Origin of the sequence: Actinomadura sp. WMMA1423 (assembly GCF_006547145.1) — a bacterium.
Taxonomy (GTDB): domain Bacteria; phylum Actinomycetota; class Actinomycetes; order Streptosporangiales; family Streptosporangiaceae; genus Spirillospora.
The window spans coordinates 959,465-980,480 of record NZ_CP041244.1; the positions used below are offsets into that span (position 1 = coordinate 959,465).

The following is a 21,016-nucleotide window of genomic DNA, read 5'->3' on the forward strand; positions in this document are numbered from 1 at the left end:
CGTGCATGATTGTTTCTTCGCCTGATCGTTTGGTTCACTGGAGGTCCGCCGACCCCGAGGACTCCATGACCGCCCAGGCACTCCCCCGCGAACCGCAGCAGGAGCGCAGCCGCGCCACGCGGCAGCGCCTTCTGGAGGCCGCCATCGACTGCCTCGCCTCGGTGGGCTGGGCGGGCACGACGGTGGCGGTGGTCGCCGAGCGCGCGGGGGTCTCCCGGGGCGCCGCCCAGCACCACTTCCGTACCCGCGAGGAGCTGGTGACGGCCGCGGTCGAGTACGGCTCGGACGTGCGGATGGCGCAGATGCGCGAGCGCCTGGACGCGCTCGCCGACCGCCGACCTTCCACGCTGGACGTCGTCACCCTGCTCGGCGAGATGTACACCACCCCGCTCTTCCGCGCCGCGCTCCAACTCTGGGTCGCGGCCAGTTCCGACGAGCAACTCCGCGCCCAGGTCGTCCCCCTGGAAGCGCGGGTCGGGCGCGAGGCGCACCGCCTCACGGTGGAGGCCCTCGGCGCGGACGAGTCGCGCCCCGGCGTCCGGGAGACGGTGCAAGCTACCCTCGACCTGGTCCGCGGGCTCGGCCTGGCCGATCTCCTCACCGACGACTCGGCGCGCCGATCCCGTCTGCTCCACCAGTGGGCCGAGACGCTCGACGGGGCCCTCGGCCGCTGACCCCCACCTCGCCTCTTGCTCAGAGGGTGATCTCCCGCAGGGGGTCGCCTCCGTCGATCAAGAGGCGGCCCCCGGGCGCGAGCACCGCGCCGATGCGCTGCAACGCTCGGCGGCCGGCCTCCGGATGGCGTCCGTCGAGCGCGCCCACCCTGACGGCGAAGACCAGGTCGAAGGGGGCCTCACCGGCGTCCAGCGTGAAATCTTCGATGGCGGCACGGCGTACGCTCATCCGCCCTGCCGCGATCTCTTCGGCCGAGGCCGCCTCGGCCTGGGCGACCGCTCTGGCCGACCGGTCGATCGCGACGATGTGCCCGCCGTCGAGCCGGGCGGCGACGGCGCGCGCGGCCGCACCCGGCCCGCACCCGATCTCCAGTACCCGCATTCCGGGCGCGAGCGGCAACGCATCCACGATTTCGGCAAGGCGCGGCGAAAGCGACGGCATGAACCGACCCTAGGACACCCGCCGTCCAGCACGCCCCGGCTGGACTCGCCAGCGAACCTCTCACAGGCCCGGGTCCGGGTCCGGGTCCCAGGTATCTGTTTCAGAAAGCGGGTCGGCAGCTCACTGGATCGCGCGGAGGGATGAGCGGCGAAACGAGAAAGGCCCCGCCGGTTACGGCGGGGCCTTTCCCAATATGTGTCCGGCGGCGTCCTACTCTCCCACACGGTCCCCCATGCAGTACCATCGGCGCTGAAGGGCTTAACTTCCGGGTTCGGGATGGGACCGGGTGTTTCCCCTTCGCCAAAACCACCGAACGCCTCAACGCACCACCCCGACGGGGCGGGCAAATCAACGTCCGAGCCTTCGACTCGGTATCCACTTATCAAGTGACTGCGGTGCCCAGGTTGTTTTCTGGGAACCACACAGGGACGCGAACCATCTCTCGCAGCGACATGCTTTGAACGTTCAGTGTGTTCAAGCCACTCGGCCTATTAGTACCGGTCGACTCCACACGTTACCGCGCTTCCATCTCCGGCCTATCAACCCGGTCGTCTACCGGGAGCCTTACACCCACAAAGGGGTGGGAGAACTCATCTCGAGGAAGGCTTCCCGCTTAGATGCTTTCAGCGGTTATCCCGACCGAACGTAGCCAACCAGCCGTGCCCCTGGCGGGACAACTGGCACACCAGAGGTTCGTCCGTCCCGGTCCTCTCGTACTAGGGACAGACCCTCACAATTCTCCTACGCGCACAGCGGATAGGGACCGAACTGTCTCGCGACGTTCTAAACCCAGCTCGCGTGCCGCTTTAATGGGCGAACAGCCCAACCCTTGGGACCTACTCCAGCCCCAGGATGCGACGAGCCGACATCGAGGTGCCAAACCATCCCGTCGATATGGACTCTTGGGGAAGATCAGCCTGTTATCCCCGGGGTACCTTTTAGCCGTTGAGCGACACCACTTCCACACGTAGGTGCCGGATCACTAGGCCCTGCTTTCGCACCTGCTCGACACGTCCGTCTCACAGTCAAGCTCCCTTGTGCCCTTGCACTCGCCACCTGATTGCCAACCAGGCTGAGGGAACCTTTGGGCGCCTCCGTTACATTTTGGGAGGCAACCGCCCCAGTTAAACTACCCACCAGGCACTGTCCCCCACCCGGATACACGGGTGCGGGTTAGACGCTCAAAACGACCAGAGTGGTATTTCACCAATGACTCCACCCAAACTGGCGTCTGGGCTTCACAGTCTCCCACCTATCCTACACAAGACGCTCCAAGCGCCAATGCCAAGCTGTAGTGAAGGTCCCGGGGTCTTTCCGTCCTGCTGCGCGAAACGAGCATCTTTACTCGTACTGCAATTTCGCCGGGCCTGTGGTTGAGACAGCGGGGAAGTCGTTACGCCATTCGTGCAGGTCGGAACTTACCCGACAAGGAATTTCGCTACCTTAGGATGGTTATAGTTACCACCGCCGTTTACCGGCGCTTAGATTCTCAGCTTCGAAGGAACAAGTCCCTCTAACCGGTCCTCTTAACGTTCCGGCACCGGGCAGGCGTCAGTCCGTATACAGCGTCTTACGACTTCGCACGGACCTGTGTTTTTAGTAAACAGTCGCTTCCCCCTGGCCTCTGCGACCCCACCCAGCTCAGACAGAAAATGCCATCACCAGGCAAGGTCCCCCTTCTCCCAAAGTTACGGGGGCAATTTGCCGAGTTCCTTAACCACAGTTCACCCGATCGCCTTGGTATTCTCTACCTGACCACCTGAGTCGGTTTGGGGTACGGGCCGCCGGTACACTCGCTAGAGGCTTTTCTCGGCAGCATGGGATCACTCACTTCACCTAAAACGGCTCGGCATCAGCTCTCAGGATACGTGAGAGACGGATTTACCTATCTCTCTCCCTACAGCCTTACCCCGGGACAACCACCGCCCGGGCTGAGCTACCCTCCTGCGTCACCCCATCACTCACCTACTACCCCCTCGGGCCCCACGCTCCCCGTGAAACAGGCCCGAAGGCCCGAACCACGGTTCGGGTGGTTAGCATCAGAGGGTTCAGCGTTGGCGCATACCAGCGGGTACGGGAATATCAACCCGTTGTCCATCGACTACGCCTGTCGGCCTCGCCTTAGGTCCCGACTTACCCTGGGCGGATTAGCCTGCCCCAGGAACCCTTGGTCATCCGGCGCACACGTTTCTCACGTGTGATTCGCTACTCATGCCTGCATTCTCACTCCCGCAACCTCCACCCCACGATCACTCGAAGGCTTCACCGGTTACAGGACGCTCCCCTACCCATCAACACCCCCGAAAGGATGTCAATGCCACGGCTTCGGCGGTGTGCTTGAGCCCCGCTACATTGTCGGCGCGGAATCACTTGACCAGTGAGCTATTACGCACTCTTTCAAGGGTGGCTGCTTCTAAGCCAACCTCCTGGTTGTCACAGCAACTCCACATCCTTTCCCACTTAGCACACGCTTAGGGGCCTTAGCCGATGATCTGGGCTGTTTCCCTCTCGACTACGAAGCTTATCCCCCGCAGTCTCACTGCCACGCTCTCACTTACCGGCATTCGGAGTTTGGCTGACGTCAGTAACCTGGTAGGGCCCATCAGCCATCCAGTAGCTCTACCTCCGGCAAGAAACACGCGACGCTGCACCTAAATGCATTTCGGGGAGAACCAGCTATCACGGAGTTTGATTGGCCTTTCACCCCTAACCACAGGTCATCCCCCAGGTTTTCAACCCTGGTGGGTTCGGGCCTCCACACCGTCTTACCGGCGCTTCACCCTGCCCATGGCTAGATCACTCCGCTTCGGGTCTACAGCATGCGACTAAAAACGCCCTATTCAGACTCGCTTTCGCTACGGCTACCCGCCACCGGTTAACCTCGCCACACACCATAACTCGCAGGCTCATTCTTCAAAAGGCACGCCATCACCAACAACAAAGAACAAGTCCCTTGCTGAGGAGGCTCTGACGGCTTGTAGGCACACGGTTTCAGGTACTATTTCACGACCCCTCACCGGGGCACTTTTCACCTTTCCCTCACGGTACTGGTCCGCTATCGGTCATCAGGAAGTATTCAGCCTTACCACGTGGTCGTGGCAGATTCACACGGGATTTCACGGGCCCCGTGCTACTCGGGAACACACCCAGAAGCCACTGAAATTTCGTCTACCGGACTCTCACCGTCTACGGTCGGCCATCCCAAACCATTCGACTATCCCAGCGGTTTATAACTCCTCGGTCCAACGGCAGCTGAACCAGGGTGGTCCCACAACCCCGCACACGCAACGCCTGCCGGCTATCACACGCGCACGGTTTAGGCTCCTCCGCTTTCGCTCACCACTACTCACGGAATCACTATTGTTTTCTCTTCCTGCGGGTACTGAGATGTTTCACTTCCCCGCGTTCCCACCAACCTGCCTATACATTCAGCAGGCGGCGACACCCCATGACGAGTGCCAGGTTTCCCCATTCGGAAATCCCCGGATCAAAGTCTGGTTGCCGACTCCCCGAGGCATATCGCAGGCTCCCACGTCCTTCATCGGCTCCTGATGCCAAGGCATCCACCGTATGCCCTTAAAAACTTGAACACACAAAACGATCAAAACAAATCGCAGATAAACAACAAAAACAACCCGACAGGAAACCCCGAAAGACTCCCCACCAGGCGGCTCTCATCGTTCACCAGAGATGCTCGCGTCCACTGTGCAGTTCTCAAAAAACAACCGGGCCCACCGAGGCCACACGACCCATAACGGAGAAGTGTGGCCAACGGTCCCGCAGTCCGAGGTCACCTGGGCTTGCGCCCGTTCCCTCAGGACTCAACAGCGTGTCCAACCCACCACCCGCCTGAAACCGCCGTTCCCACTCCCCTGGGTTGCCCCGGGGCGGTACTTGCCGGCTCACACGAGCGGTGAGCTGAGTAACCAGTGCTCCACATCTATGAGCAGCCACCTGACAGACATTCGCTGCCAACGGTGGCCACCGACCAGATCCCTCACGGAGAGGCGACCTGGCCAGTTGGTGCTCCTTAGAAAGGAGGTGATCCAGCCGCACCTTCCGGTACGGCTACCTTGTTACGACTTCGTCCCAATCGCCGGCCCCACCTTCGACCGCTCCCCCCACACAAGGTGGTTGGGCCACGGGCTTCGGGTGTTGCCGACTTTCGTGACGTGACGGGCGGTGTGTACAAGGCCCGGGAACGTATTCACCGCAGCGTTGCTGATCTGCGATTACTAGCGACTCCGACTTCACGAAGTCGAGTTGCAGACTTCGATCCGAACTGAGACCGGCTTTAAGGGATTCGCTCCACCTCACGGTATCGCAGCCCTCTGTACCGGCCATTGTAGCATGTTTGCAGCCCAAGACATAAGGGGCATGATGACTTGACGTCATCCCCACCTTCCTCCGAGTTGACCCCGGCGGTCTCCCATGAGTCCCCACCCGAAGTGCTGGCAACATGGAACGAGGGTTGCGCTCGTTGCGGGACTTAACCCAACATCTCACGACACGAGCTGACGACAGCCATGCACCACCTGTCACCGGCCCAAAAAGGACCCACCATCTCTGATGGTTTTCCGGCGATGTCAAGCCTTGGTAAGGTTCTTCGCGTTGCGTCGAATTAAGCAACATGCTCCGCCGCTTGTGCGGGCCCCCGTCAATTCCTTTGAGTTTTAGCCTTGCGGCCGTACTCCCCAGGCGGGGCGCTTAATGCGTTAGCTGCGGCGCGGAATCCGTGGAAGGACCCCACACCTAGCGCCCAACGTTTACGGCGTGGACTACCAGGGTATCTAATCCTGTTCGCTCCCCACGCTTTCGCTCCTCAGCGTCAGTACAGGCCCAGAGAACCGCCTTCGCCACCGGTGTTCCTCCCGATATCTGCGCATTTCACCGCTACACCGGGAATTCCATTCTCCCCTACCTGCCTCTAGTCTGCCCGTATCCACCGCAGACCCACGGTTAAGCCGTGGGCTTTCACGACAGACGCGACAAACCGCCTACGAGCTCTTTACGCCCAATAATTCCGGACAACGCTTGCGCCCTACGTATTACCGCGGCTGCTGGCACGTAGTTAGCCGGCGCTTCTTCTGCAGGTACCGTCACGTTAGCTTCGTCCCTGCTGAAAGAGGTTTACAACCCGAAGGCCGTCATCCCTCACGCGGCGTCGCTGCGTCAGGCTTCCGCCCATTGCGCAATATTCCCCACTGCTGCCTCCCGTAGGAGTCTGGGCCGTGTCTCAGTCCCAGTGTGACCGGTCGCCCTCTCAGGCCGGTTACCCGTCGTCGCCTTGGTAGGCCATCACCCCACCAACAAGCTGATAGGCCGCGAGCCCATCCCCAACCGAAAAACTTTCCACCACCACGCCATGCGACCAGTGGTCATATCCGGTATTAGACCCAGTTTCCCGGGCTTATCCCAGAGTCAGGGGCAGGTTGCTCACGTGTTACTCACCCGTTCGCCGCTCGAGTACCCCCGAAGGGGCCTTTCCGCTCGACTTGCATGTGTTAAGCACGCCGCCAGCGTTCGTCCTGAGCCAGGATCAAACTCTCCATTAAGGTCCAAACGACAGACCAGGGGGCGAACCCCGACCCGCCAAACCTCGGAAACAATCCCAGCATCACCACCCCCCAAGAGGGGCGGCATTGCCTCAAAGAAATCCCCACCACCCCACGAATGGAGCGGCACGGGGCGACCCGACCAGAAAACCGGCCGAGCCGATAAAGGCACTGGCTTTTAACACGCTGTTGAGTTCTCAAGAAACGGACACCCACCGCGCCGAACCCCGCTCCCGCGGGCCCCGGCTCCGGGGCAACCATTCGATTGTACCCGATCCGTCCTGGTTTATTCAACTTCGGGCGGTTCGACCCCATAAGTCCATTTTGGGCAAGGCGTAGCTCACCCCGTCCGGGCTGTTGAGGTTTCCCCTTCGGGGCCGGCCGCCTGTCGGCGTCCCGCTCCCCCGTGGGGCGTGTAGAACATTAGGTCCCGCCGACAGGACCGTCAAATCGGCCCAGGTGGAGCGTGAATCCCCAGGTCATCTACTGTTTTCAGTCTTCGAACCATGCCCGTTCGCGGGCTGTCGTAACCCCACTGTGACGTGTATCTACTGAAGTTTGCCCCTCTCATGGCGACCGCCCGCCCGGAGGGGTTCCGGACGGGCGGTCTGAAGGAAGCTCAGGAGGCGGTCACCTCGACGCCTCCCACGTTGCGCTTGCCGCGCCGCAGGACGAGGAAGCGGCCGTGGAGCAGGTCGGCGGACGCCGGCACGGCCTCCTCCGACTCGACCTTGGAGTTGTTGAGGTAGGCACCGCCCTGGGCGACGGCACGGCGGGCCTCCGACTTGCTCTTGCACAGGCCGGACGCCGCCAGGAGGTCCACCACGGAGGGCAGCTCCCCCGGTGGTACCTCCGTGCGGGGCACCTCGGAGAGGGCGGCCCGCAGTGTCCGCTCGTCGAGTTCCTCCAGGGACCCCTGTCCGAACAGGGCACGAGAGGCCGCGATGACCCGGGCGGTCTCGTCCGCCCCGTGCACGAGGGTGGTCATCTCCTCGGCGAGCGCCCGCTGCGGGGCGCGGGCGGCCGGACGGTCGGCGCCCTGCTTGGCCAGGTCCTCGATCTCCTCGCGCGGACGGAAGCTGAAGAACTTCAGGAACTTCTCCACGTCCCGGTCGTCGGCGTTGATCCAGAACTGGTAGAACGCGTACGGCGACGTCAGCTCGGGATCGAGCCAGTAGGTCTCACCGCCCGCGGTCTTGCCGAACTTGGAGCCGTCCGCCTTGGTCAGCAGCGGCGTGGTCAGCGCGTGCGCGCTTCCCCCCTCGACCCGGCGGATCAGGTCGACGCCCGCGGTGAGGTTGCCCCACTGGTCGCTGCCGCCGGTCTGCAACCGGCATCCGTGGCGCCGGTACAGCTCGAGGAAGTCCATGGACTGGAGCAGGACGTAGCTGAACTCGGTGTAGCTCATCCCGGTGGAGTCGAGTCTGGCCCTGACGGTCTCGCGGGCGAGCATCCGGTTGACCGGGAAGTGCTTGCCGATGTCGCGCAGGAACTCGATGGCCGACATGGGGCCGGTCCAGTCGAGGTTGCTCACCATGGTCGCGGCGGTCGGGCCCTCGTCGAAGTCGAGGAACTTCGACACCTGGCCGCGGACCCGCTCGACCCAGCCGGCGACGGTCTCCTCCGAGTTCAGGACCCGTTCGGCGCTCTTTCCGCTCGGGTCGCCGATCAGTCCCGTGGCCCCGCCGACCAGCCCGATCGGCCGGTGCCCGGCCTTCTGGAAGCGGCGCAGCGTCAGGATCTGGATCAGGTTGCCGAGATGCAGCGAGGGCGCCGTCGGGTCGAAGCCGCAATAGAGGGTGACCGGTCCCGCGGCGAGCAGGGCCCGCAGTTCGTCCAGGTCGGTGGACTGCGCGATCAGGCCGCGCCACGCGAGATCGTCCAGGATGTCGGTCACGGTCTCCCTCGTCTCCGGCTTGCCTTGCGTTCCGGTTTGCTTTCGGTGTGCCACCAGCCTGCATCGGCGGGCGGCCGTCACGCCAACGATATTCAACGTCCGCCGCGGTGGGGCGGCTACCGGCCGACCCGCGCGGCCCGGCGCGTCAGCCGTCCGCGGCGACCTTCCCGCGCTGCCGCGGGACGTGCGGGCGGTAGGGCGAGACGGTCGGGTCGCCGTCGATCCAGAACCGCCACGGGACCTCCTTGGCGCCGTTGACGCCGGTGCGGGGTCCACTGCGGATCAGGTCCGGGTCGGCGGGCTCGCCCCGCAGGACCGTCATCTCCCCGCCCGGCGTACACACGTCGAGGCCGTTCTGCTCGCGGACCACGCCGAGGGCCTGGCAGAGCCGGGCCGGGCCGCGGGCCAGGTCGCGGACGGTCGAGCGGGGACGCCGCTCCCGGGCGAGGTCCTCCCCCGCGATGATCTCCCCGGCGCGGAGCAGCACCGCCATGGACGTCCCGTCCGGTCCGCACACGAGGTTCATGCAGAAATGCATGCCGTAGGTGAAGTAGACGTAGACGTGCCCGGGCGGCCCGAACATGACCTCGTTGCGCGGGGTCCGGCCCCTGTAGGCGTGGGACGCCGGGTCCAGCGGGCCCGCGTACGCCTCGACCTCCGTGAGCCGGGCGGCCACCTCCCCCTCCGGGGTGCGGTGGCTGATGACGTGCCCGAGCAGCGCGGGCGCGACCTCCTCCACCGGGCCGTCGAAGAACTCCCTGGGCAGCACCGCCGCGTCCATCGCCTCACCGTGGTCTAGGGAAAGCCTCACCGATCGACCAGCCTAGGGGGCGGTCCGCACCAGAGCGGCCGCCCCCGTCTCCGGGTCAGGAGTCCGAGCCCGCGGCCCAGTCGGCGTGGCCGTTGACGAGCGTGCGCAGGGCGCCGATCTGCTCGCGGACGCGGTCGGGCGCGGTGCCCCCGTAGGCCTTGCGGGACGCGAGGGCGCCCTGCACGTTCAGCACCTCGCGCACGTCGGGCGTCAGGTGCGGCGACACCTTGCCGAGCTCCTCGTCGGTGAGGTCGTCGAAGTCCTTGTCGTTGACCTGGCACCAGACGACGAGGTGCCCGACGACCTCGTGGGCGTCGCGGAACGCCACGCCGCGGCGGACGAGCAGCTCGGCGAGGTCGGTGGCGAGGGCGAAGCCGTCCGGGGCGAGGGACTCCAGCCGCTCGGTGTTGACCCGCATGGTGGCGATGAGCCCGGACATGGCGGGCAGCACGAGCAGCAGCGTCTCGACGGCGTCGAACGCGCCCTCCTTGTCCTCCTGGAGGTCGCGGTTGTAGGTGAGCGGGAGGCCCTTCAGGGTCGTCAGCAGGCCGACGAGGTGCCCGATGAGGCGGCCGGCCTTGCCGCGCGCCAGCTCGGCGACGTCGGGGTTCTTCTTCTGCGGCATGATCGACGACCCGGTGGCGTAGGTGTCGTCCATCTCGATCCAGCGGAACTCCTGCGAGGCCCACAGGCAGACCTCCTCGCCGAGGCGGGAGAGGTGCACGCCGATCAGGGCGGCCGCGAAGAGGAACTCGGCGACGAAGTCGCGGTCGGCGACGGCGTCCATGGAGTTGGGCGCGGCGGCGTCGAAGCCGAGCTCGGCGGCGGTGGCCTGCGGGTCGAGCGGCAGGGAGGAGCCGGCGAGGGCGCCGGAGCCTAGCGGGGAGACGGCGGCGCGGCGGTCCCAGTCGCGCAGCCGGTCGATGTCGCGGGTGAGCGGCTGGACGTGCGCGAGGAGCTGGTGGGAGAACAGCACGGGCTGGGCGTGCTGCAGGTGCGTCATGCCGGGGGCGGCGACGCCGAGGTTGTGCTCGGCCTGCGCGATCAGCGCCGTCTCCAGCTCGACCAGCCGCGACACGATCTGCCGGACGTGGTCGCGCAGGTAGAGGCGCAGGTCGGTGGCGACCTGGTCGTTGCGGCTGCGGCCGGCGCGCAGCTTGCCGCCGAGGGCGCCGAGGCGCTCCAGCAGGCCGCGCTCCAGGGCGGTGTGGACGTCCTCGTCGGCGACCGTGGGCCGGAACTCACCGCCCCGGCACGCCTCCTCCAGGTCGTCCAGGGCACCGATCATGCGCTCGAGCTCGTCGTCGGTGAGCAGGCCCGCCCGGTTGAGGACGCGGGCGTGCGCGCGCGATCCCATCAGGTCGTAGGGGGCGAGCCGCCAGTCGAACTGGACGCTCACCGAGAGCCGCGCGAGCGCGTCCGACGGGCCGCCTTCGAACCGGCCGCCCCACAGCCGCGTCGGTGCCTTGGTCACGGAGAATCCTCTTCTTCCCACCACTGGTCGTTCGGTCAACTGCCATCTCACCACGCCGTCCCGCGCGGGCGCGGAACGGCCGCACCCGCCGGACGCCGCGGTCCCGGCGTGGGCAACAGCGTACGGCGAATCCGCCTCGTCCCGCGGGTCAGGACGGGCCTTGGACGGGGCCGCCCGGCGGCCCCTGGGTTCGTCGCTCGCGCGTCCCCGTCAGCCGCAGCAGCGCCCGGGCGAGCTCCTCCCCGCCCTCCGGGTCGCGGGCGATGACGAGGATCGAGTCGTCGCCCGCGACGGTGCCGAGGACGGACTGCCACTCGGCGTGGTCGATCGCCGAGGCCAGGTACTGGGCCGCGCCCGGCGGGGTCCGCACCATGACCAGGTTCGCCGACGCCTCGGCCGACACCAGCAGCTCGGCGGCGAGCCGCGAGAGCCGTCCGGTGAAGGTCTCGGCGGCGCCGGTGCGGGCGCGGCGGATCCGCTCGCCGCCCTCGCCGGGGACGGCGTAGATCAGGCTGCCGTCGTCGGCGCGCAGCTTCACCGCGCCGATCTCGACCAGGTCGCGCGACAGGGTGGCCTGGGTGACCTCGACCCCCTCGTCGCCGAGGAGCTTCGCGAGCTCGCCCTGCGAGTGGACGGGGTGGCGGGTCAGCAGCTCGATCACCCGGGCGTGCCGCGCGGCCTTGGTCATGGGGGTGGTCACCGGGAGCGCTCCAGGAGCCACACGAGGAGCGCCTTCTGGGCGTGCAGCCGGTTCTCCGCCTCGTCCCACACCCGGCTCCGCGGGCCGTCGATGACCGAGGCGGCGATCTCCTTGCCGCGGTAGGCGGGCAGGCAGTGCAGGACGATCGCCTCTGGGCCGGCGAGGGCCAGCAGGCCCTCGGTCACCGAGTACGGCTCGTAGAGCGAGGTGTCCTTGCCGGTCTGGCCCATCGACACCCACGTGTCAGTGGCGAGGGCGTCGGCTCCCGCGGCGGCCTCGGCGGCGTCGGCGGTGACCGCCACGGAGCCGCCGGTCGCGGCCGCGATCTCCTCGGCGCGCGCCACGACCTCGGGGTCGGGCGGCAGGGAGGCGGGCGCGCCGATCCGGACGTGCATCCCCGCGGTGGCGCAGCCGAGCAGGTAGGAGTGCGCCATGTTGTTGGCGCCGTCGCCGAAGTAGGCGAGGGTGGTGCCGGCGAGGCGGCCCTTGGCCTCCCGGACGGTCTGCAGGTCGGCGAGGATCTGGCAGGGGTGGAACTCGTCGGTGAGGGCGTTGACGACCGGGACGGCGGTGCCGGCGGCCATCTCCTCGATGCGCTCCTGCCCGGCCGTCCGCCACACGATGGCGCTGACCTGGCGTTCCAGGACGCGGGCGGTGTCGGCGATGGTCTCGCCGCGGCCGAGCTGGCTCGTCCCCGCGTCCATCACCAGGGGGTTGCCGCCGAGTTCGGCGATGCCGACGGTGAACGACAGCCGGGTCCGCGTGGACGGCTTGTCGAACAGCACGGCCACCGAGCGCGGCCCCTCCAGCGGCCGGTGGCCGAAGCGGTCCCGCTTCACCCGCGCGGCGAGCTCGAGGACCTCGGCCTGCTCGGCGGGGCTGAGGTCGTCGTCGCGAAGAAAGTGCCTGGTCACGGTCATTTCTCCTGCTCGGTGGCGGCGACGTCGAGGATATCGGGGAACGCCCCCGCGAACGAGTCGGCCTGCTCGGCGGTGAGGATCAGCGGCGGCGCGAGGCGCACCGCGTCCGGCTGGAGGGCGTTGACCAGGAACCCCGCGTCGCGGGCGGCGGCCTCCACGGCGGGCGCGTGCGGCCCGGTCAGCGCGGCCGCCAGCCACAGCCCGCGGCCCCGCACGCCCGCGAGCAGCGGGTGGTCGACGGCGGCGAGTCCGGCGGCGAGGGAGGCCCCCACGGAGGCGGCGCGGTCGAGCAGGCCGTCCTTCTCGATGGTGGTGAGGACGGCGAGGGCCGCCGCCGCGGCGACCGGGTTGCCGCCGAACGTGCTGCCGTGGTCCCCCTTGGCGAACAGGTCGCCGTGCGGGCCGAACGCGACGCACGCCCCGATCGGCAGGCCGCCGCCGAGGCCCTTGGCGAGGGTCAGGACGTCGGGTTTCGCGTTCTCGTGCTCGAACGCGAACCACGTGCCGGTGCGGCCGATCGCGGACTGGATCTCGTCGGCGACGAACAGCGCGCCCGCCGCGTCGCAGATCTGGCGGACGGCGGCGAAGTAGCCGTCCGGCGGGGGCACGACCCCGGCCTCGCCCTGGGTGGGCTCCAGGAACACGGCCGCGCAGTCCTCGCCCACCGCGGCCTTGAGCGCGTCCGCGTTCCCGTACGGGACGAAGCGGACGTCGATGGCGAACGGCCCGAACGGCTCCCGGATCGCGGCCTTGCCCGTCAGGCTCAGGGCGCCGAGCGTCCGGCCGTGGAAGCCGTTCTCGGCCGCGACGACGTACGAACGCCCGTTCGCCTTCCCGTACTTGAGGGCGAGCTTGAGCGCGCACTCGTTCGCCTCGGTGCCGCTGTTGGCCAGGAACACCCTGCCGTCGCCGCCCAGCAGCTCGCGCAGCCGCTCGGCGAGCAGCACCTCCGGCTCGTTCAGGAACAGGTTGGAGGTGTGCGCGATGGTCGCGACCTGGGACGACACCGCCTCGACCAGGGCCGGGTGGCCGTGCCCGAGCGAGCTGACCGCGATCCCCGCGATGAGGTCGAGGTACTCGCGGCCGGCCGTGTCCCAGACCCGGCAGCCCTCGCCGCGCGCGAGCGCCACGGGCGGGACGCCGTAGTTCGGCATGAACGCCGCCTCGAACCGCTCCCTGAGGCCGCTCACGCCGTCTCCTCGACCACGGCCGCGCCCGGGACGCTGGGCAGCACCATCGTTCCGATCCCTTCGTCGGTGAAGATCTCCAGCAGCAGCGAGTGCAGGACCCGGCCGTCCAGGACGTGGGCCTGCGGGACGCCGCCGCGCACGGCCGCGAGGCAGGCCTCCATCTTGGGGACCATCCCCGCCGAAAGGTCCGGCAGCAGGACGGCGAGTTCGTCGGTGGTGAGCCGGTCGATGACGTCGTCGCTGTCCGGCCAGTCGGCGTAGAGGCCCTCGACGTCGGTGAGGACGACGAGCTTCGCCGCGTCCAGCGCCACCGCCAGCGCGGCGGCGGCGGTGTCGGCGTTGACGTTGTAGACCTCGCCGTCGTCGCCGCGCGCGATGCTGGAGATCACCGGGATGCGGCCGTCGTCCAGCAGCGCCCGCACGGCCCCGACCTGCACCTCGACGATCTCGCCGACCTGGCCGATGTCGACGGGCGCGCCGTCCACGACCGCCTGCTTGCGCTCGGCGGTGAACAGGTGCGCGTCCTCGCCGGACATGCCGAGCGCGAACGGGCCGTGCCGGTTGATCAGCCCGACGACGTCGCGCTGGACCTGCCCGGTCAGCACCATCCGGACGACCTCCATGGCCTCCGGGGTGGTGACCCGCAGCCCGGCGGTGAAGGTCGAGTCGATGCCGTTGCGGGCCAGCGCCGCGTTGATCTGCGGGCCCCCGCCGTGCACGATCACGGGCCTCAGCCCGGCGTAGCGCAGGAACACCACGTCCTCGGCGAAGGAGTGGCGCAGCCCCTCGTCGGTCATCGCGTGCCCGCCGTACTTGATCACGACGGTGGTGCCGTGGAAGCGCTCCAGCCACGGCAGCGCCTTGATCAGCGTCTCGGCCTTGCTCATGACGCCCAGCCGGTTCTTGCGCATCTCGGCGCCCGGGGTGACCGCGCTCATGTGGAGTACGCCGAGTTCTCGTGGACGTAGTCGGCCGTGAGGTCGGTCGTCCAGACGGTGGCGCTGTGCGGGCCCGCCGACAGGTCGACGGTGATCGTCACCTCGCGGGGGCGCAGGTCGACCTTGTCGCGGTCGTCGCCGACCGATCCGTTCCGGCACACCCACACGCCGTTGATCGCGACGTTGAGGTGGTCGGGCTCGAACACGGCGTCGGTGGTGCCGACGGCCGACAGCACCCGGCCCCAGTTGGGGTCCTCGCCGTGGATCGCGCATTTGAGCAGGTTGTTGCGGGCGACGGAGCGCCCGACCGCGACCGCCTCGTCCTCCGACGCGGCACCGACGACCTCGATCGCGATCGCCTTGGACGCGCCCTCGGCGTCCACGAGCAGCTGCCGGGTGAGGTCGCCGCACACCTCGGTGAGCAGCGCGGTGAACTCCTCCTCGTCCGGGACCACCTCGGCGGCGCCCGACGCCAGCAGCAGCACGGTGTCGTTGGTGGACATGCACCCGTCGGAGTCGAGCCGGTCGAGCGTGACGCCGGTGGCCGCGCGCAGCGCCCGGTCGAGCGCCTCCGCGGGCAGGTCGGCGTCGGTGGTCACGACGCAGAGCATGGTGGCCAGGGACGGGGCGAGCATGCCCGCGCCCTTCGCCATCGCGCCGATCATGTAGCCGCCGGCGCCCTGCCGGAAGGAGATCTTCGCGACGGTGTCGGTGGTGCGGATCGCGTCGGCGGCGGCGAGCCCGCCGTCGCCGCGCGACAGCTCGGCGGCGGCCTTCTCGACGCCGGGCAGCAGCAGGTCCATCGGCAGCCGCTCGCCGATCAGCCCGGTGGAGCACACCGCGATCTCGCCCGCCGAGTCCTCCAGCAGCGCGGCGGCCTTCTCGGCGGTGGCGTGGGTGTCCTGGAAGCCGGGGGCGCCGGTGCAGGCGTTGGCGCCGCCCGCGTTCAGCACGACGGCGCGGACCCGGGCCCCCTTGAGGACCTGCTCGGACCACAGGACGGGCGCGGCCCGCACGCGGTTGCGGGTGAAGACGCCGGCGGCCGCGCGGGACGGCCCGTCGTTGACCACGAGGGCCAGGTCGCGGCTGCCGCTGTCCTTCAGCCCGGCGACGACGCCGGCGGCGCGGAAACCCCGGGGGGCGGTGACGCTCAAGGGGACACTCCGATCGTGGTCAGCCCGAGTTCTTCCGGGAGGCCGAGGGCGAGGTTGGCGCTCTGCACCGCGCCGCCCGCGGTGCCCTTGGTGAGGTTGTCGACGGCGGCGACCACGACGACGCGGCCGGCCGCCTCGTCCAGCCCGACCTGGACGAGGACGGTGTTCGCGCCGAGGGTCATGGAGGTGGCGGGCCACTGCCCCTCCGGCAGCAGCCCGAGGAACGGTTCGCCCGCGTAGGCCCGCTCGTAGGCGGCGCGCAGCGAGGCGGCGGTGACGCCGGGGCGCGCCTTCGCCGAGCAGGTGGCGAGGATGCCGCGGCTCATCGGCGCGAGCGTCGGGGTGAAGGAGACCGAGACCGGCTCCCCCGCCGCCGCGCTGAGGTTCTGGATCATCTCGGGCGTATGCCTATGCGTGCCGCCGACGGCGTAGGCCGAGACCGACCCCATCACCTCGCTGCCCAGCAGATGGGGTTTGAGGGCCCGGCCGGCGCCGGAGGTCCCCGACGCCGCGACCACGACGACGTCGGGTTCGGCGAGGCCGGCGGCGAGCGCCGGGAACATCGCGAGCGAGACGGCCGTCGGGTAGCAGCCCGGCACGGCGACGCGCCCGGCCGAGCGCAGCGCCTCCCGCCGGCCGGGCAGTTCGGGCAGGCCGTAGGGCCAGGTGCCCGCGTGGGGCGTGCCGTAGAACCGCTCCCAGTCCGCGGGGTCGGCGAGCCGGTGGTCCGCGCCGCAGTCGACGACCAGGACGTCCTCGCCGAGCTGCTCGGCGAGCGGTCCGGACCGGCCGTGCGGCAGCGCCAGGAACACCACGTCGTGGCCGGAGAGCGTGCCGGGGGTGGTCTCCTCCAGGACGCGTCCGGCCAGGGATCGCAGGTGCGGCTGGTGCGCGCCGAGCTCGGTGCCCGCGTTGGAGCCCGCCGTCAGCGCGCCGATCTCGAACTCTGGATGCCCCGCGAGGATGCGCAGCACCTCGCCGCCCGCGTAGCCGCTGGCCCCCGCGACCGCCGTCCGGATTCCCATGTCCACTCTGCCCTTCGGTAACGGTAAGCAAGAGTATGCATGAGGCTGGATTCCTATTCAATGCCGGGTTACGTCTTTCACACGGCTGAGACAAGTGCCACAGTAGGTAGTTAGATGCCTAAAGATTTGCCATCTAAACTTCAGGGGCCTAACATCGTCCCCATGGAGAACCAGGGCATCGACGACCTGAAGGCGGCGCTCGGCCCCGTCGAGGAGTGGCCCATCGGACGGCTCTTCGGCGCGGCGACCCGCCTGTCGGGCCCCCTCGTGTGGCGCATCATCGAACGGCACGGGATCAGCCCGGCGGGCTACTTCCTGCTCCGCCAGCTCATCGTCGAGGACGGCATGCGCCCCGGCGAGGCGGCCAGGCGGCTGCTGGTCACCCCCGCCACGATCACCTCGGTCGTCGACACCCTGGAACGCAACGGCCACGTGCGGCGCGAGCGCTCCTACCGGGACCGGCGCGGTGTGATGCTGCGCATCACCGACTCGGGCAGGCAGCTGCTGGCCGAGAAGTCCGCTCCCATCGGCCGGGACCTCCAGCGCCTCTACGACGTCGTCGACGAGGCCGACGAGCCGGCCGTCCGCCGGTTCCTGCTCAACCTGATCAGCAAGCTCGAGAACTACTCCCCCGACGAGGAAGCGAAGGGAGACGGCGCGTGACCAGTCCCCCCGAAGCCGCCGTTCGCACGATCGGCCTGAAGAAGACCTATCCCGCCTCCGGGCCGCGCCCCGCGGTGCCCGCCGTCCAGGGCATCGACCTCGACGTCCCGCGCGGCGAGTTCTTCGGCCTGCTCGGCCCGAACGGCGCGGGCAAGTCGACCACCATCGGCATGCTCACCACGCTCGTCGTCCCGACCGGCGGCAGCGCCCAGGTGTCCGGCCTGGACGTGGTCCGGGACGCCGTCGAGATCAAGCGCCGCATCGGCGTGGTCTCGCAGAACAACACCCTCGACAACGAGCTCACCGTCGCCGAGAACCTGGAGTTCCGCGGCCGGTACTTCGGGCTCGGCGCGCGCGACGCCCGCAAGCGCGCGGGCGAACTGCTGGAGCTGTTCGGGCTGACCGAGCAGCGCGGCGGCAACCCGTTCGAGATCTCCGGCGGGCAGGCCAAGCGCGTGATGATCTGCCGCGCCCTCGTGCACGGCCCCGAGGTGCTGTTCCTGGACGAGCCGACCGCCGGGCTCGACCCGCAGACCCGCACCAACCTCTGGGAGGTGCTGCGGGGGCTGCAGGCGGCCGGGCAGACGATCGTCCTCACCACCCACTACATGGAGGAGGCCGAGGCGCTGTGCGACCGGGTCGCGGTCGTCGACCACGGCAAGGTCCTCGCCAGCGGCACGGTCGACCAGCTGAAGTCCAGCGCCGGCGCCGACACCGTCATCACCGTGGCCTACGACGCCCCCGCCCCGGACGGGATCAAGGCCCTCGGCGACCGCGAGGGCATCAGCAAGGTCGAGGTCAACGGCGGCCAGGTGCGCGTCTTCGCCGCCGAGCCCGACGGCATCCTCGGCGAGCTCGTCACGATCGGCTCGGCCGCCGGAGTGGGCGTCACCGACGCCACGCAGCTGCGCCCGAGCCTGGAGACCGTCTTCCTCACCCTCACCGGAAGGGACTACCGCGAGTGACCGCGACTTCCGCCCCCGCCGTCCTGGCGCCACCGCCGCCGGCGCGGGCCACGGTGCCCCGCACGTTCGCCGCGATGATGGCGCGCGAGGCGCTCGTCATGCGCAAGAACTTCCTGTCGACCTTCGTCCGGGTGCTGGTGCAGCCGGTCATGTTCGTGTTCGTGTTCGCCTATGTGCTGCCGAAGCTCGGGGGCGGCGCCATGGCGGGCGGGCCCGGCGGGCCCACGTTCTCCACCATCCTGCTGCCCGGGCTCGTCGGCTCGTCGATCATCATGCAGGCGATGATGGCGGTGATCTTCCCGCTGATGATGGAGCTGAACTGGCAGAAGTCGATCACCGACCGCGCGCTGGCGCCGGTGCCGGTGCCGCTGCTGGCCGTGCAGAAGATCGTCGCGGCGGCGGTCCAGGGCCTGATCGGCGGGCTGCTGGTGTTCCCCGCGGTGCTGTTCATCCACGCTGAGGGCCAGTCCCCCGAGGTGCACGTGGACGACTGGCCGGTACTGATCGCGGTGATGGTGGTCGGGGCGCTGATGTCGGCGTCCGGCGGGCTGCTGCTCGGCACCCTGATGAACCCGCAGAAGGTCCAGGTGCTGTTCGCGATGGTGCTGCTGCCGATGACCATGCTCGGGTGCGTCTACTACCCCTGGTCGGCGCTCGACAACATCCGCTGGCTGCAGATCCTCAGCCTGTTCAACCCCCTGGTGTACGTGAGCGAGGGCCTGCGCAGCGCGCTCACGCCGGAGATCCCGCACATGCCGGTGTGGGCGTTCATGCTCGCCATCGTCGGCGGGACGGCCCTGCTGACATGGGGGGCGACCCGCACCTTCACCAAGCGCGTGCTGACCTGACCGGCCCTCGGCGGCCCCCGCGCGGACCGGTCCGCGCGGGGGCCGCCGCACGTGCTACATCGGCTCGGCCTCGGTGAGGCCCGACGCCCGGTCCATGCGCAGCCAGCGGGTGATGCCGAGCGTGCGCAGGAACGGCACGTCGTGGCTGACCACGACCAGCGCGCCCTCGTAGGCGGCGAGCGCCTGGCCGAGCTGCGCGGCGCTGGCCATGTCGAGGTTGTTCGTCGGCTCGTCCAGCAGGAGCAGCTGCGGGGCGGGCTCGGCGAGCAGCAGCGACGCCAGCACGGCGCGGAACCGCTCGCCGCCCGACAGCGTCCCGGCCGGCTGGTCGGCCCGCGCGCCGCGGAACAGGAACCGCGCCAGCCCCGCCCGGATCCGCGCCGGCGGCGCCGACGGCGCCTGCAGGCGGACGTTCTCGACGACGCTGAGAGCCTCGTCCAGGACGTCGAGCCGCTGCGGCAGGTACCTGACGCCGTCCACCCCGATCTTCACGGCCGTCCCCTCGGGGACGCGGTCGCCCACGAGGGCCCGCAGCAACGTGGTCTTGCCGGAGCCGTTCGGCCCGACCAGCGCGATCCGCTCCGGTCCCCGGACGATCAGCTCGTCCAGCGTGCCGGGCTCCGGCTCGGGGGCGCCGAGGCCCGTCACGGTCAGCACCGTCCGCCCGGCCGGGACGCGGGTGGCGGGCAGCTCGATGCGGATCCCGGCGTCCTCGCGGACGGCCTCCTCCGCCTCGGTGAGCCTCGTGCGGGCGTCCGCGAGCCGCTCCTCGTGCATGATGCGGTGCTTGCCCGCCGAGACCTGGGCCTGCCGCTTGCGCGCCCCCATCACGATCTTCGGCTCGCGCTTGTTCTCCTGCATCTTGTTGCCGTAGCGCTTGCGCCGGGCCAGCTTGACGTGGGCCTCCTCCAGTTCGCGCTTCTGGCGGCGCAGGTCGGTCTCGGCCGATCTGACCGTCCGCTCCGCCGCCTCCCGTTCGACGGCGAGCAGGTCCTCGTAGGCCGAGAGGTTGCCGCCGAAGGACCGGACGGCGCCCTCGCGCAGGTCGGCGATCTCGTCGACGCGGTCGAGCAGCTCCCGGTCGTGGCTGACGACGACGAGCACGCCCGTCCAGGACTCGACCGCCTCGTACAGGCGGTGGCGCGCGTCCAGGTCGAGGTTGTTGGTCGGCTCGTCGAGCAGCAGGACGTCGGGCCGGGCGAGGAACCGCGCCGCCAGCCCGACCATCACGGCCTCGCCGCCCGAAAGCGTCGGGACCGTCCGGTCCAGGTCGAGGTGGCCGAGGCCGAGCCGGTCGAGCTCGGCGCGGGCGCGCTCCTCGACGTCCCAGTCGTCCCCGACCGCGGCGAAGTTCTCCTCGGTGGCCTCGCCGCGCTCGATGGCGTGCAGCGCCGCGCGGGTCGCGGTGATGCCGAGCAGGTCCGAGACCGCGGCGGCGTCGTCGAGGACGAGGTTCTGCGGCAGGTAGCCGATCTCCCCGTCGACGCTCACGGTGCCGGAGCCGGGGCGCAGCTCACCGGCGATGATCTTCAGCAGGGTGGACTTGCCTGAGCCGTTGACGCCGATCAGGCCCGTCCGGCCGGTGCCGAACGCGGCGTCCAGCCCGTCCAGCACGACGGTGCCGTCCTCCCACGCGAACGACAGGTCCGAGCACACGATGGCGAATGACATGGGCGGCCTCCATGGTTGGTCAGAAGAATTGCGGGACGCATGGAGACACCGCGGATCGCGCGACGCGCCGGCGGGCATGAGAAGGCCCG

General features: G+C 68.9%; 15 protein-coding genes and 3 rRNA genes. 4 read left to right on the plus strand and 14 right to left on the minus strand.

Annotated elements, in window-relative coordinates:
* Positions 1–65: 65 nt before the first annotated feature.
* A complete protein-coding gene (locus tag FKD65_RS04805) occupies positions 66–674 on the plus strand; it encodes a TetR/AcrR family transcriptional regulator (RefSeq protein ID WP_141576338.1) in 609 nt (202 codons plus the stop codon).
* A 19-nt stretch (positions 675–693) separates the two neighbouring features.
* Here the strand turns inward: FKD65_RS04805 and FKD65_RS04810 are convergent, their stop codons facing one another.
* The 13 genes from FKD65_RS04810 to argC form a co-directional block, all read right to left on the minus strand.
* Positions 694–1,116: a cyclopropane-fatty-acyl-phospholipid synthase family protein gene (locus tag FKD65_RS04810; protein WP_141576339.1), complete on the minus strand. Its 423-nt coding sequence runs from the start codon at positions 1,114–1,116 to the stop codon at positions 694–696.
* A gap of 197 nt (positions 1,117–1,313) precedes the next feature.
* Positions 1,314–1,430: ribosomal RNA gene (gene rrf, locus FKD65_RS04815) — 5S ribosomal RNA — on the minus strand.
* Positions 1,431–1,586: 156 nt separating this feature from the next.
* Positions 1,587–4,706 (minus strand): 23S ribosomal RNA (locus tag FKD65_RS04820).
* Between the two features lie 444 nt (positions 4,707–5,150).
* A 16S ribosomal RNA gene (locus FKD65_RS04825) occupies positions 5,151–6,671 on the minus strand.
* Together the 16S, 23S and 5S rRNA genes form the textbook arrangement of a ribosomal RNA operon.
* A gap of 619 nt (positions 6,672–7,290) precedes the next feature.
* Positions 7,291–8,568, minus strand: coding sequence for a tyrosine--tRNA ligase (tyrS, locus tag FKD65_RS04830; RefSeq protein ID WP_141576340.1), 1,278 nt, complete (start codon positions 8,566–8,568; stop codon positions 7,291–7,293).
* A 145-nt stretch (positions 8,569–8,713) separates the two neighbouring features.
* Positions 8,714–9,349 carry a DNA-3-methyladenine glycosylase gene (locus FKD65_RS04835; protein WP_141586367.1) on the minus strand — a complete coding sequence of 212 codons (636 nt, stop codon included), beginning with the start codon at positions 9,347–9,349 and terminating at the stop codon, positions 8,714–8,716.
* A gap of 85 nt (positions 9,350–9,434) precedes the next feature.
* Positions 9,435–10,853: an argininosuccinate lyase gene (gene argH, locus FKD65_RS04840; RefSeq protein ID WP_141576341.1), complete on the minus strand. Its 1,419-nt coding sequence runs from the start codon at positions 10,851–10,853 to the stop codon at positions 9,435–9,437.
* A gap of 148 nt (positions 10,854–11,001) precedes the next feature.
* Positions 11,002–11,541: an arginine repressor gene (locus FKD65_RS04845; RefSeq protein WP_141586372.1), complete on the minus strand. Its 540-nt coding sequence runs from the start codon at positions 11,539–11,541 to the stop codon at positions 11,002–11,004.
* Positions 11,542–11,549: 8 nt separating this feature from the next.
* On the minus strand, positions 11,550–12,467 hold the full coding sequence (gene argF, locus FKD65_RS04850; protein WP_141586369.1) for an ornithine carbamoyltransferase: 918 nt from the start codon (positions 12,465–12,467) through the stop codon (positions 11,550–11,552).
* A gap of 2 nt (positions 12,468–12,469) precedes the next feature.
* A complete protein-coding gene (locus tag FKD65_RS04855; RefSeq protein WP_302931586.1) occupies positions 12,470–13,663 on the minus strand; it encodes an acetylornithine transaminase in 1,194 nt (397 codons plus the stop codon).
* Positions 13,660–14,574: an acetylglutamate kinase gene (gene argB, locus FKD65_RS04860; protein WP_141586376.1), complete on the minus strand. Its 915-nt coding sequence runs from the start codon at positions 14,572–14,574 to the stop codon at positions 13,660–13,662. The genes FKD65_RS04855 and argB overlap by 4 nt, the downstream gene beginning before the upstream one ends.
* Positions 14,575–14,597: 23 nt before the next feature.
* Complete coding sequence (argJ, locus tag FKD65_RS04865; RefSeq protein WP_141576342.1) at positions 14,598–15,755, minus strand: bifunctional glutamate N-acetyltransferase/amino-acid acetyltransferase ArgJ; 1,158 nt, start codon at positions 15,753–15,755, stop codon at positions 14,598–14,600.
* Positions 15,752–16,780, minus strand: a complete 1,029-nt coding sequence (gene argC, locus FKD65_RS04870) for an N-acetyl-gamma-glutamyl-phosphate reductase (RefSeq protein ID WP_141576343.1) — start codon at positions 16,778–16,780, stop codon at positions 15,752–15,754. The genes argJ and argC overlap by 4 nt, the downstream gene beginning before the upstream one ends.
* Positions 16,781–16,942: 162 nt before the next feature.
* Between argC and FKD65_RS04875 the strand changes: the two genes are divergently transcribed.
* Genes FKD65_RS04875 through FKD65_RS04885 form a run of 3 tightly spaced genes read left to right on the plus strand, consistent with a single transcriptional unit; the run spans position 16,943 to position 19,256 of the window.
* Positions 16,943–17,443: a MarR family winged helix-turn-helix transcriptional regulator gene (locus FKD65_RS04875; protein ID WP_141576344.1), complete on the plus strand. Its 501-nt coding sequence runs from the start codon at positions 16,943–16,945 to the stop codon at positions 17,441–17,443.
* Positions 17,440–18,408 (plus strand): ATP-binding cassette domain-containing protein, encoded by a 969-nt coding sequence (locus FKD65_RS04880; RefSeq protein WP_141576345.1) that lies wholly within the window; start codon positions 17,440–17,442, stop codon positions 18,406–18,408. Before FKD65_RS04875 ends, FKD65_RS04880 begins: the two co-directional genes overlap by 4 nt.
* A complete protein-coding gene (locus FKD65_RS04885) occupies positions 18,405–19,256 on the plus strand; it encodes an ABC transporter permease (RefSeq protein ID WP_240809969.1) in 852 nt (283 codons plus the stop codon). The genes FKD65_RS04880 and FKD65_RS04885 overlap by 4 nt, the downstream gene beginning before the upstream one ends.
* A gap of 54 nt (positions 19,257–19,310) precedes the next feature.
* Here the strand turns inward: FKD65_RS04885 and FKD65_RS04890 are convergent, their stop codons facing one another.
* On the minus strand, positions 19,311–20,927 hold the full coding sequence (locus FKD65_RS04890; RefSeq protein WP_141576346.1) for an ABC-F family ATP-binding cassette domain-containing protein: 1,617 nt from the start codon (positions 20,925–20,927) through the stop codon (positions 19,311–19,313).
* Positions 20,928–21,016 lie beyond the last annotated feature (89 nt).